The organism is Actinomyces bowdenii (assembly GCF_017592395.1).
GTDB lineage: Bacteria > Actinomycetota > Actinomycetes > Actinomycetales > Actinomycetaceae > Actinomyces > Actinomyces bowdenii.
On the sequence record NZ_JAGFOU010000001.1, the window covers coordinates 74,906 to 87,698 of the forward strand.

The window sequence follows — 12,793 nt, forward strand, 5'->3', positions numbered from 1 at the left end:
ACACTTACAGGTATCGCTCAAGTCGCGAAGTGACGCCCTTGTCGCGAAGTGACGCCCAACGTGTCCGCCTCACCGGTATCTGCGCCGGCCCGGCCCCCGCCGTCGGCCATCCCGGCGCGCTCGCCCACCCGCAGCGGCGCGCCCCGCCCTGCCCAGCAGGACTGGACGGCAGGAGAGCCCCTGTGACGCAGCGCGTGCGCAGGGCGGCGCCCGCGTGGGGAGCAGTAGGGAACAATGGGCCCCCTATGGAACACGGCCAGGACGAGCAGAACCGCAGCGCGCAGGGGCGGGCGGCCGACGCCGCGCGCCACGGCGATCGCCAGCACCGGGGGCGCGGCGCCGAGGTCGGGCAGGGCGCAGAGCCCGCCGGCACCGACGGCGCCGCGGCCGATCACGACCGCACGCGCAGCAGCGAGGAGCAGGGGCGCAGCACCGATCCCCGCACCTCCTCCGACCGCCGGCACGGCCGGGGCCGGCGCAAGGGCCGCCCCCGCGGCGGGCCCGGCCACCGCCCCCGCGGCGGGCCCGGCTACACCCCTGCGCAGGTCGAGGCCCGCCGTCAGGCCGTGCCGGCGATCATCTACCCCGAGCAGCTCCCGGTCTGCGCCCGCCGTGAGGAGATCGCCGAGGCCATCGGCGCCCACCAGGTGGTCATCGTGGCCGGGGAGACGGGCAGCGGCAAGACCACCCAGCTGCCCAAGATCTGCCTGGAGCTGGGACGCGGGGTCACCGGCATGATCGGCCACACCCAGCCGCGCCGCATCGCCGCGCGCTCCGTGGCCGAGCGCATCGCCCATGAGCTGGGCACCCGCATCGGGCGCGAGGGCGTGGTGGGCTACCAGGTGCGCTTCACCGAGGAGGTGGGACCCACCACCCTGGTCAAGCTCATGACCGACGGCATCCTCCTGGCCGAGATCCAGTCCGATCCCCAGCTCTCCCGCTACGACACGATCATCGTGGACGAGGCCCACGAGCGCAGCCTCAACATCGACTTCATCCTGGGCTACCTGGCCCGCCTGCTGCCCAGCCGCCCGGACCTCAAGGTCATCATCACCTCGGCCACCATCGACTCCGAGCGGTTCGCCCGCCATTTCGGGCAGCGCGCGGCCGGCGCCTCCCCGGGGGGCCAGGAGCCCGCCGCGGTGGAACCGGCCCCGGTCATCGAGGTCTCCGGGCGCACCTACCCCGTCGAGATCCGCTACCGCCCACTCATCGCCGACGACGATGCCCCCGACGGCCCGCAGGAGGGTGCCGCATCCGCCGGTGGGGCGCAGGGCCGCCCCTCCCCCGGGCCCGCCGCACCGGGGGAGCTGAGCGAGGCCGAGCTGGAGGCCCTGACCTCCCCCGACCCCGAGGTGCGCGCGGCCGCCCGGGCGCGCCGGGAGGCCGCGCGGGCCACGGCCCCCGTCTCGGGCCAGGGGGGCCGGGGACGGCGCTCCCGGGGCGCCCGCCCCACCGGCCCCGGCCCGCAGGAGGAGCGCGACCAGGTCACTGGCATCCTGGAGGCCGTCGATGAGCTCATGGCGGCGGGTCCCGGCGACATCCTGGTCTTCCTGGCCGGGGAGCGGGACATCCGGGACACCGAGGCCGCCCTCATCGACCACCTGGGGCCCCGCTACACCCCTGATGGCCGTTCCCCGGCCCCCGGCGCCGTGGAGATCGTCCCCCTCTACTCGCGCCTGTCGGCCGCCGAGCAGCACCGGGTCTTCCAGGCCCACTCCACGCGCAGGATCGTCCTGGCCACCAATGTCGCCGAGACCTCGCTGACGGTGCCGGGCATCCGCTATGTCATCGACCCGGGCCTGGCCCGCATCTCCCGCTACTCCAACCGCACCAAGGTCCAGCGCCTGCCCATCGAGGCCGTCAGCCGGGCCAGCGCCAACCAGCGCTCGGGGCGCTGCGGGCGCGTGGCCGACGGCATCGCCATCCGCCTGTACTCCCAGGCGGATTTCGACTCCCGCCCGGAGTACACCGAGCCGGAGATCCTGCGCACCTCCCTGGCCAGCGTCATCCTGCAGATGGCGGCCCTGGGGCTGGGCGCCGTCGAGGACTTCCCCTTCCTGGACGCGCCCGACCCCAGTCAGGTGCGCAGCGGCCTCCAGCTGCTCACCGAGATCGGCGCGATCGACCCCCCGGGGGCGGGCGCGGGCGGCGCAGGGCGCGGCCCGCGGCTGACGGCCATCGGGCGCCGCCTGGCCCGCCTGCCCATCGACCCGCGGCTGGGGCGCATGCTCCTGGAGGCCGGGGAGCTGGGCTGCGCCGGGGAGGTCATGGTCATCGTGGCGGCCCTGTCCATCCAGGATGTGCGCGAGCGCCCGGCCGACCGCCAGGAGGCCTCCGATGCCATGCACCGCCGCTTCGCCGACCCCACCAGCGACTTCCTGACCTACCTCAACCTGTGGCGCTACCTGCGCACCCAGGGCCGCGAGCTGTCCGGCTCGGCCTTCCGCCGCATGTGCCGCAACGAGTTCCTCCACTACCTGCGGGTGCGCGAGTGGCAGGACGTCCACGCCCAGCTGCGCGAGCTGGCCCGCCCCCTGGGCCTGGATGCCGCCCCCATCGAGCTGCCGACCGCCCGCGCCATCCGCGCCGCCACCGAGGCCCTGGAGCCCGGCTCCCATGCCGCCCAGATCGCCCACGGGGGCGTGGCGGCCGCCGTGGTCGCCCTGGGGCGCAGCGCCGACACCCCGGATGCCGATGCCATCCACCGCAGCCTGCTGACGGGCCTGCTGTCCAATGTGGGCAACTGGGATGAGCGGCGCCGCGACTACGCGGGCGCCAGGGGGACCCGCTTCACCATCTGGCCGGGAAGCGGGCTGCGCCGCAAGACCTACGACTGGGTGATGACCGCCGAGCTGGTGGAGACCTCCCGGCTCTTCGCCCGCACGGTCGCCAAGGTGGACTCCCGGTGGGTCGAGGAGGCCGCCGAGCGGGCCGGGCTGCTGCGCCGCGTCTACGGCGAGCCCTACTGGTCCACGCGCCAGGGCGCCGCCATGGTCCATGAGAAGGTCATGCTCTACGGCATGACGCTGGCGGCGGACCGCCCCGCCACCCTGGCCTCGGTGGGCACCGGGTCCGCCCGGGAGGTGGCCCGCGAGATGTTCCTGCGCCAGGGCCTGGTCGAGGGCGGGTGGCACGCCCGCCATGCCTTCGTGACCCGCAACCGGGCCCTGATCGAGGAGCTGGGGGATGTGGAGCGCCGTCGTCGCGTCCACGGGCTGCTGGCCGACGACCAGGCCCTCGTCGACTTCTACGACGACCGAGTGCCCGAGGAGGTCACCTCGGCGGCGGCCTTCGACGCCTGGTGGAAGGATCAGCGCCGTGCCACCCCCGAGCTGCTGGACTTCACCCGCGAGCTGGTGCTGCCCGGTGGGGATGATGCCAGCGGATACCCCGACACCTGGGTGCAGGGCGACCTGACCCTGCCCCTGGCCTATGTCTTCGAGCCCGGGAGGCACGACGACGGCGTGAGCGTGCAGGTGCCGGTGGAGATCCTGGGGCGCCTCAGCCCCGAGGGCTTCGACTGGCTGGTGCCGGGCATGCGCCCCGAGCTGTGCGTGGCCACGATCCGGGCCCTGCCCAAGCGGGTGCGCCGTCTACTGGTGCCCGCTCCCGATGTGGGGGCGCAGATCCATGCCGCCCTGGTGGAGCACTGCCCGACGCCGCCGGGAGCCTCGGCGCCCGAGGTCCCCTTCGAGGAGGCCTTCAGCGCCGCGGTCAGGCGGCTGAAGGATGTGGAGATCACCGAGGCCGACTGGCAGGAGGCCGCCGAGCGCCTGCCCGACCACCTGCGCATGGCCTTCGTGGCCACCGATGAGCACGGCCAGGTCCTGGGGCGCTCCAAGGACCTGGTGGCCCTGAGCCGGCGCCTGTCGGGCAGGACGGAGGAGGCGGTGCGCTCCGTGGTGCGCGGCGCCCTGGCCCGGGCCATGGAGGAGGCCCAGGACCGCCAGGGCTCCCACGGGCGCAAGGGCCGCAAAGGAGCCGCGGGACGCCGGTCCGCTCCGGGCGCCGACGGCGGAGCCCGGGGCACGGGCCCCTCGGGGGCCCGGGGCGGAGCCGGATCCTCGGCGCCCATGGGCACTGGCTCCGGGGCTCCCGGCTCGGGGCCCCAGCCGGATCCTGGAGGGGCCGCGGTCCGCTCGGGGCTGGCCGAGCGCGAGGGGCTGACCGACTGGCCCAGCGATGTGCCGGGCCTGGGGGACCCGCAGCGCTCCACGATCCCGGCCACGGTGGAATCCACTGGGCGGGCGGGCCTCGTGGTGCGCGGCTACCCCGCTCTCCTGGCCTCGGGGGGTGCGGCACCGCTGCGCCCGGAGCGGGCCGGCAGCGCCGCCCCTGCCGCTCCGGCGGGCCGCGGTCAGGCGCCCAGCGCGGATCTGCGCATCCTTCCCGACGCCGCCGCCCAGGCCCGTGAGCACGGCGCCGGGGTGATCGCCCTGGCCCTGGCGCGCACGAGGCTTCCCACGGGCAGGGTGAGCAGCCGGTGGAGCGGGCAGGAGGCCCTCGCCCTGGCGGCCTCCCCCTACCCCAGCACGGAGGCCCTGGTGGCGGACCTCCAGCTCGCGGCGGCGCGCAGCACGGCCGGCCGGTGGGCGGCCGCGACCAAGCGGCCCCTGAACCAGCTGCGGGAGCGCACCGCCTTCACCGAGCTGGCAGGGGTCATGCGCGAGGAGCTGGAGGATGAGATCCACCGCCTCGCACTCATCGTCGTGCGCGTCCTGTCGGCCCAGCGCGAGGTCGAGCGGGCGGTGGGGGCCCACAGCTCGCTGTCCCTGCTCACCACGCTCCAGGAGGTGCGCGAGCAGGCCGCCGCGCTGGTCCTCGACGGCTTCGTCTCGGCGACGCCGGAGGACCAGCTGGCCCATCTGCCCCGCTATCTCAGCGCCCTGGCGATGAGGGTGGAGCGGGCGGCCTCCTCGCCGTCGGCGGCCTCCCAGGACGCGGCCCTGGCCTACCAGGTCTCCCAGGTGGTCTCGGCTCTCGATCAGGCCCGGGCCCGGGCGGCGCCCCTGCCCCCGGATGCGCAGCGCGAGGCCCGGCTGGCCGAGGCCCGGTGGATGGTCGAGGAGCTGCGGGTGAGCCTGTTCGCCCAGACCCTGGGGACCTCCCGCAAGGTCAGCCCCCAGCGCATCACCAAGCTCCTGGCCACGATCGCCTGAGGCCGCCCCCTGTCAGGGGTGCGGGGCCACGAGGAGAAGCCGGCCGGGCCGTGGTCCCGTGCCCGCCGGGGCATCGCGAGGGGCGGGGCTCACAGCATGGCCGACATGAGGCGGCAGACATTGTCCACATAGCGCCGGTACCAGGGCTCGCTGGCCCACTCCTGGGCGGTCAGCTCGGTCGACACGGCGCGGTAGTCCGCGTCATTCCTCCGCAGGAGGTCGTCCAGGTCGCCCCCGAAGGCCAGGAGCATGAGCTCGTAGTTGAGGGCGAAGGAGCGGAAGTCCATATTCGATGAGCCGATCACCCCCACCTCGTCGTCGACGGTCATGTACTTGGCGTGCAGGACCGTGGGCGCCGGGTAGCGGTAGATGCGCACGCCCGCGGCCAGGAGGGTCCCGTAGTAGGAGCGCTGGGCGTGGTTGACGATGAACTGGTCGGACTCGGTGCCCACGAACAGCTCGACCTCCACCCCCCGGTAGGCCGCGGAGGTCATGGCCGTCAGGAGGGCCTCGTCGGGGATGAAGTAGGGGCTGGTGATGGACACGCGGCGCTTGGCGCCGTAGATGAGCGCCACGAACATGCGCAGGTTGGGCTCGGTGGGGTAGCCCGGGCCCGAGGGGATGAGCTGCATGGCATTGACCACGGCGCCGGGCCGCCCCGGCTGGGGCGCCGCCCGGCCCACGGGCACACCGGGCAGCCCGGAGCCCTCGGGCAGGGTCTCGGCGGGTTCCCCCAGGGCGAGCTCGAGGGCCTCGAGCTGCTCACCGGACTCGAAGTACCAGTCCATGGCGAAGACCGCCTGGGCCTCGACGACGATCTCCCCGGTGACCTCCACCGACAGGTCCTCCCAGGTCCGCCCGGCCCACAGGTTGCGGCGCAGGCGGTAGGTGGGGTCGATGATGTTGTGGCTGCCGATGAAGGCCCGCTCGCCGTCGATCACCAGGACCTTGCGGTGGTTGCGCAGGTCGGGGCGCCGCCAGCGCCGCTTGTGCGGCAGCAGCGGCATCATGAGGCGCCAGCGGATGCCCGCGGCGGTCAGCCTGCGCCCCAGCTCCTTCCATCCCGGGTACTTGCGGCTTCCCAGGTGGTCCATGAGGAGGCGGACCGTCACCCCTCGGGCCGCCGCCCGCGCCAGGGCGGAGAAGAAGATGTCGGTGACCTCGTCCCAGCTCATGATGTAGAACTCGACGTGGACGTGGTCGGTGGCCTCGTCGATGGCGCGGGCCATCTCGGCGTAGGTGGCCCGCGCCTCGGAGTGGATGGCGATGACCTCCCCGGTGACGCAGGGCAGCCCGGTCAGCTCGCGATTCATGCGCAGCACCCCGGTCAGCGCGGTGGAGGGGCCGGCGCCGACCGGCAGGTCGGGCATATTGCGGGTGTACTCCAGGGTCACCTCGTTGACGGTGTTCTGCTGCTCCAGGCGCTTGCCGTGCACCCATGGGCTGCCGATGAGCAGGTAGAGGGGGAATCCGACGAAGGGCAGCAGGAAGATGAGCAGCAGCCAGGCGGTGGAGGAGGAGGGGCGGCGGTTCTCCGGGACCGTCCCCAAAGCGGCGATCTTGATCGCGTACTCGATGACGACCCAGATGGCGGCCAGGAGCGGGGGCATCGTCATGGCCGCATGATGTCACGGACGGACGGGGAGGCGGTGGACGCTCCCGGCGTGCGGGCAGGCCCGTCGTCGGCACCGCGCCAGGGGCGAGCCCCGGAGCGCCGACCGGCGCTCCGGGGCCGGAATGCTGCGAAGGCCCGCCCCGGTATGGATCCACCGGGTCGGGCCATTCGCATCGAGGTCGCTCACCGGTTCCCATTCGGCAGCGGGTCCTCCTTCACTGGAGCGCCCGAGCACATTCCCTTGGCTGTGGCCCGGACTCGGCGACAGCCGGTCAGCAGTACTCCCCAGTACCTCGCGACCGCCCCCGTCCAGCGGTAAGCAGAACTCTGCCGACCAACCCTGAGAGAAACCTTGGAGCAGCGCTGGGAGAAGACTGAGAAAAGCGCATCAATACGGTGACGGCAGGCAACGAATTGATAACGGCGCCATGATGATGGCAGCCTGTTGCGCCGGCCGCTCACGATCGCCCGCACAGACCCCATCGCCAATCACGGATTGGTAGAGAATAACCCCCTTGTCATTTCCCCTCATCCGGGTCGGATCACCGGGGCGCGGTATTCCCGGGCCGGCCCGCCCCAGCGCTGGGGCCGGTTAAGCGCGCGAGGGCGTCGGATCCCCGAAGAAGACGCGGAAGTACCCGTAGAAGTTCCAGTTCCCCCAGGCGGTGCAGCCGTCCCCGCCACTCGCAGCGGCCTCATTGGGCTGATAGGGCGTGTAGTTGTACAGCGCGGCGGTGGCCTGGTTGGCCACCGTGAGCTCCGCCGAGCCGCATCGGGCCTCGGGAGAGTACGCGATCCGCACCGGGACCTCCGCCTGAACGTCATAGGCCCCCGGATCGAGCCGGTAGCGCTGGTACTGGGACGCGGCCCCGTAGAGCTGGGCGAAGAACCCCGACCACTGGGTGTCGCAGGCGGCGCCGTCGGGGCACCCGTAGCCGGCCGCGGCCTCGTAGTCGCGCGCGGTGAGACTGGCGCCGGAGGCGGTCAGGAGCCCCTGCTCCTTGTGGATGAGGACCAGCAGGACCTGCGGATTGATATCACAGGCCTGGGCCACCTCCCAGATGACCCGGCCGGCACTAGCGCCCCGGTGCGGCTCGATTCGACCGGGGCAGAAGGTGGTGGCCGCGCGCGCCTCGATGTCGAAGGCGGCCTGGGCCAAGCACGGGGTGCCGTCCAATCCGGGCATGCACCCCTCGTTGACCCGGAGGATGAACTCGTCCACCTCTGCCCGGGTCATCGCCTGGGAGTCGTAGAAGACCTCGTCGTCGATGATGCTGGCGGCCTCGAAGCCGGTGTGGTCGGGCACGACGGCGGCGGGCTCGGTGAAGACGGGCGCCGCCGTGGACTGGGGCTGGTCGCCGCTCAGGCGCAGCACGACGAGGCCGATGAGGACGGTGATGAGGAAGGCGGCCAGGATGATGCCCAGCGGGCCGCGCAGGAGGCGGCGCGGGGCCCGACGGCGGGCCGGGCGCCGACGCGCCGGGCGGGCGCGCCCAGGGGCGTGGGCCCGGCGCGGGGCGCCCGGCCCACGGGGGCTGCGGTGGGCCCGGGGGCCCGGGCCGGCGGAGGGAGGGGACATCCCCGACATATTCCCACATCTCCGCTCTTCTCTCCCGCGGTGCAGCGCCTTCGCCCCAGGGGGCGGCAAGACGGCCCCATGGCCCGGCGGCGGGGAGCCGGGCAGGGCCCCGGTGCCGGGCGTTCCGGGCGGCCCCGCGCGGACGGCGCGGAGACAGCCGCACGAGGGCCTAGGATCACTCCCGTGCACCTCCCCGACGTCATGGTCCTGGCCCGCGCGCTCATGGAGGAGCACGGTGTGGGCCACTGGGGGCTGGAGCTGGATCGCGCCCGACGACGGGCGGGGCAGACCGACGATGCGCGCCGTCGGATCACACTGAGCCGCCATCTCATGGCCCTCTACCCCGAGTCCGAGGTCCGCGAGACGGTCCTGCACGAGATCGCGCACGCCCGCGTGGGCGCCGGCCACGGCCACGATGCCGTGTGGAGCGCCGAGGCGCGCAGGATCGGGGCCAGCGGCAGGCGGCTGGCAGCCCCCGGCTCCCCGAGGCTGCGGGGGCGCTGGGTGGGCCGGTGCCCCGCCGGGCACGAGGTGGACCGCATGAGGCGCCCCTCCCGCCCGGTGTCCTGCTCACGGTGCGCCAAGCGCTTCCACCCCGAGCACCTCATCACCTGGAGCCTGGAGGGACGGCCGGTGAGCCCCGAGGAGATCGGGCCCCAGTACGCGCGCTCCCTGGCACGGATCCTCCGCGGATAGGGCGATCGCGCCGCAGCACTGACATGCCGGCGGGCCGGGAGGCGCCGCATCCCACTACCCTGGAGCCGATCAGCACACCACCGACTCCAGGAGAGCCATCATGATCGTCACCACCACGCCCACCGTCGAGGGCTACCCCGTCACCCAGTACCTGCGCGTCGTCTTCGGGGAGACCATCGCCGGCGTCAACATGTTCAAGGACATCGCCGCCGGGTTCCGCAACATGGTCGGTGGGCGCTCGGAGGCCTACGAGCGCGAGCTCATGCAGGCCCGCGAGACCGCGCTGGCCGAGATGGTCCAGCGGGCCCAGGAGCTCGGCGCCGAGGGCATCGTCGGCGTCGACGTCGACTACGAGACCCTGGGCAGCGACAACGGCATGCTCATGGTCACCGCCTCCGGAACGGCCGTGCGCTTCTCCGCCCCCCGGTGAGGCGCCGCTCGGCGCGGCGGCGCAGCGGCCCGCAGCGGGGCCCGAGCCTCCCCAGGACCCGTCGATGGCCCGCCCTGCGGGGCTCCCCGCCACCGGGCGGCAGACCGCCGGATTTCCCAGGTGGTTCACAGTGCGAGGAGGTGGGTTCTTCCAGGGTGGTCGCGTTACATAGTGATCACCACCGGACGGAACCGGTCCCGAGGGTTGGGGAGCCTGATGACGGACCGGGTCTCCGAGGCCGGCACCGGGTCTTAGGGAGCCCGGGGCCACCGCTCCGGTGAAGGAGGAGGCCATCTCCCCGGGTGCATGGGAACCCGGGTGGCAGAGGGCCCCTCACGAGGCTTGGACCCTCGGGCCCGCCACGGCGGGCCCGAGGGTCAAGTCTTACCCCTCCCCCACCCAGCCCCCGGAGGGCACCGCCGCGCGGAGCACGGGGATCATTGGCCCCGCAGGGACCCGGAGAGACTCGCGCCCGGGAGGCGGGCCGGCCTCCCGGGCACCACCGCGCCCAACCAGTAGGCTCCCCATCGTGAGCAGTTCCCAGGCCCCAGAGCAGCGCCGTCGCCTCAGTCCCGAGCAGCGCCGGGAGGAGATCATGGCGGTGGGCCTGGAGATATTCGCCACCGGCTCCCTGACGCAGATATCCGTCAACGAGATCGCCAAGCGCGCCGGGGTCTCGCGCGCGCTGTTCTACCACTACTTCCCCTCCAAGATCGATCTCGCCCGGGCCATCGTGGCCCACGAGATCAGCCAGGTGCACAGGATCGCCGGTGCCGAGAGCATCGAGGAAGTCGTCACTGCCTACATCACCTACGTCCAGGGCAGGCCCATGGGCTACCGGGCCCTGCACATCGGCGGGCTGGAGAACGATCCGGTGATCGGCGAGGCGATCCGCACCAGCCAGGTGAGGTTCGAGGAGATCCTGCTCAATCTGCTCTCGATCCCGCTGACCGATGAGCAGGCCCGTTTCGCACTGCGCACCTGGACCAACACGGTCATCGCCACCTGCCTGCAGTGGCTGGAGCACCCGGAGATCGACAGCGACGAGGTCGCGGGGATGATGATCCGGACCCTTCACGCCCTCGTGCCCACGGGGCGGGGGCGGCCCTGTGAGGGGCCGGCCGCCCAGGACCGGGGATCTCAGCCCCAGGAGCCGCAGGTCCCCTAGGCACCGCGAGTGCCGGTCCCTGGCGGCGGCCCGGCCTCTGCGCCGACGGGCCGGGCATATTGACGCAGCATCTGGCACGACCGGCGGCCGCCTGCTATCCTGAACCGCAATTAAACAGGCCATCCAATAGCCCTGTTCCTCAATTATCCCCATCATACCGGTTCCAGGGAAGGCCCTCCCATGTCAGAGCTCACGATGAGGCGCAGCATGACGGCGAGCACCGGGGTCGGGACGCCCCATGAGCGTCCCGCGCTCAACGACCCCGCCGTCCTGAGCGCCGAGATCCTCACGCCCGCCGAGCTGGCCGCGATCGGCGCGGCACCGCGCCGGACCCCCACCGCCGCCCCGAGTCCCGCCGGGCCCTGGCCCCTCCGGCCGGCATCCCACGAAGCACCGCGCCCCTCCGGACACGCCTGCCGGGTGCTCTTCGCCCCCGAGACCATCAATATTGCCGAGGTCACGCGGGGCATCGAGGTCGCCAAGCGCATGCCCGAGGGCGTGGACTGTGTTTTCACGGGCTTCTCCCCCCGCAACAGGGAGCTCATCGAGGAGGCGGGCTTCGAGTTCATCCTCCAGGAGCCGCTCCTGACCGACGAGCAGGCCCGTCAGGCGCTGGACTTCGACCAGGGCCGCGGCCACCGCCACCCCTTCACCCGCACCATGCTCTCCCAGCGGGTGGCCAGCGAGCGCGCGCTCATCCGCAGGCTGTGCGCCAGCGCCGTGGTGGTGGGGGTGACCCCGAGCCAGTTCATCTCGGCGCGGGCGGAGTCCGTGCCGCTGGTCTTCGTGCGCCCCTTCGCCTACTCCCTGCCCCACGTGAGCATCGCGCGCTCCTACGGCACCACCGGCTTCCTGCCCCGCACCACCCGGCGGCAGCGAGTGATCGACCGCGCCGCCGCCGGGCTGTTCCGCACCGTGGCCTCCCGCGTGCCCCTGCCCCGGTCCTTCTACCAGGTGGCCGCTGATCACGGCGTGGACCTGGCGCGCAATGTGGCCGCAGCCCTGACCGCCGACCTCAACCTCATCGCCTCGGCCCCGCATCTGCTGCCCCAGCACCTCGAGATGCCTGCGGGCCACCGCGTCGTCGGCCCCATCTTCGCCCGCCTGCCCGGCCCGGTCCCCCCGCTGGTGGCCCGGCTCGCCGACGGCGACCAGCCGGTGGTCTACTTCGCCATCGGCTCCTCGGGCAACAGGGACCTGGCGCTATCAGTGCTGCGCGGCCTGGGCCAGGCGCCCTGCCAGGTCGTGGCCCCCGTGCGCAACTACCTGCACGAGGAGGATCTGACCGGCCTTCCCGCCAACGTGCATGTCACGGACTGGCTGCCCGCTGATCGCCTGGGCGGGGCCATCGACCTGGCCATCACCCACGGCGGTGAGGGGACCGTCCAGACCAGCTGCACGCAGGGCTGGCCCTTCATCGGCATCCCCCTGCAGTTCGAGCAGCGCTTCAATGTGCAGCGCTGCGTGGCCTTCGGCTCGGCACGCCTGCTGCCGCAGAAGCAGGTGGCCTCCACCGACTGGGCCGCACTGGTGCGCCAGGCCCTGGCCGATGAGGAGATGCGGGCCAGGGCCGCGCAGATGGCCGGGCTCATGAGCGGCCTCGACGGCCCCGGCCAGGCGGCCCGGGCGATCATGGAGCTGCTGGAGGGGCCGGGGGCGCCCACCGGCCTTCCGGGAGCCGCCCCGGCGGGCGCCTGCGCAGCCCTGGGCCCAACCCAAGAGCGAGCCCTGGCCCTGGCCTGAGCCCGGCCGTCCTCAGCGCCCCCGGATCCGGGCCCCGGCACTCGGACCCCGGTATATCTGGGCACAGGACCACGGTTCAGTGAGGGTCATTCACAGATGCCACGATGCCCTCGTTCGACCAGGTCGGGGGCCATCTGCGCCGGTCTGTGAATGACCTTCGCTGAAGGTTGTTCACAGACCGAGGGAAGTGGGTCCTGACCCGGGCAAACACGCATGGTCGGCGCCTCTCTGAATGACCTTCATCGCCGGGGTTGTCTGTGGATTGCAGGGGTTGTCGGTAGATCGGAGGGGTCCTGGGGATGCGGAGTGCTGACAAGACCGGAGATCCGCGGGCAACGCCGGTGATCTGCAGCCGGCCCCGGCGAGCTGGGGTCGGCCTGCGCCGATGGCCACAGTGCAG

The 12,793-nt window shown here is 73.0% G+C and carries 7 protein-coding genes; 5 read left to right on the forward strand and 2 right to left on the reverse strand.

Translation table 11 applies throughout. The annotated features are described in order from the left end of the window. Positions 1–245 precede the first annotated feature (245 nt). A complete protein-coding gene (locus J5X07_RS00335; RefSeq protein WP_208478306.1) occupies positions 246–5,162 on the forward strand; it encodes a DUF3418 domain-containing protein in 4,917 nt (1,638 codons plus the stop codon). Between the two features lie 89 nt (positions 5,163–5,251). Here the strand turns inward: J5X07_RS00335 and J5X07_RS00340 are convergent, their stop codons facing one another. Both J5X07_RS00340 and J5X07_RS00345 read right to left on the reverse strand, forming a co-directional pair. Continuing rightward, the gene (locus J5X07_RS00340) at positions 5,252–6,778 is read right to left on the reverse strand and encodes a phospholipase D-like domain-containing protein (RefSeq protein WP_124932873.1); all 1,527 of its coding nucleotides are present in this window, start codon (positions 6,776–6,778) and stop codon (positions 5,252–5,254) included. Between the two features lie 591 nt (positions 6,779–7,369). Then, positions 7,370–8,365 (reverse strand): hemagglutinin, encoded by a 996-nt coding sequence (locus tag J5X07_RS00345; RefSeq protein WP_185731959.1) that lies wholly within the window; start codon positions 8,363–8,365, stop codon positions 7,370–7,372. A 174-nt stretch (positions 8,366–8,539) separates the two neighbouring features. On the opposite strand from J5X07_RS00345, the gene J5X07_RS00350 reads away from it, so the two are divergent. The 4 genes from J5X07_RS00350 to J5X07_RS00365 all read left to right on the forward strand — a co-directional run bounded on the left by J5X07_RS00350 (position 8,540) and on the right by J5X07_RS00365 (position 12,393). Next, positions 8,540–9,052, forward strand: a complete 513-nt coding sequence (locus tag J5X07_RS00350) for a SprT-like domain-containing protein (protein ID WP_124932874.1) — start codon at positions 8,540–8,542, stop codon at positions 9,050–9,052. Between the two features lie 100 nt (positions 9,053–9,152). Beyond that, positions 9,153–9,482, forward strand: coding sequence for a putative heavy metal-binding protein (locus J5X07_RS00355; protein ID WP_124932875.1), 330 nt, complete (start codon positions 9,153–9,155; stop codon positions 9,480–9,482). A 529-nt stretch (positions 9,483–10,011) separates the two neighbouring features. After that, entirely contained in the window at positions 10,012–10,650 is a 639-nt protein-coding gene (locus J5X07_RS00360; RefSeq protein WP_185732124.1) for a TetR/AcrR family transcriptional regulator, read from the forward strand. A 207-nt stretch (positions 10,651–10,857) separates the two neighbouring features. Continuing rightward, entirely contained in the window at positions 10,858–12,393 is a 1,536-nt protein-coding gene (locus J5X07_RS00365) for a glycosyltransferase (protein WP_243896145.1), read from the forward strand. Positions 12,394–12,793 lie beyond the last annotated feature (400 nt).

Bases quoted from the DNA above. Each gene is read 5' to 3' on its own strand.
- J5X07_RS00335 (WP_208478306.1), top strand. From the start codon at position 246: ATGGAACACGGCCAGGACGAGCAGAACCGCAGCGCGCAGGGGCGGGCG.
- J5X07_RS00340 (WP_124932873.1), bottom strand. From the start codon at position 6,778: ATGACGATGCCCCCGCTCCTGGCCGCCATCTGGGTCGTCATCGAGTAC.
- J5X07_RS00345 (WP_185731959.1), bottom strand. From the start codon at position 8,365: ATGTCGGGGATGTCCCCTCCCTCCGCCGGCCCGGGCCCCCGGGCCCAC.
- J5X07_RS00355 (WP_124932875.1), top strand. From the start codon at position 9,153: ATGATCGTCACCACCACGCCCACCGTCGAGGGCTACCCCGTCACCCAG.
- J5X07_RS00365 (WP_243896145.1), top strand. From the start codon at position 10,858: ATGACGGCGAGCACCGGGGTCGGGACGCCCCATGAGCGTCCCGCGCTC.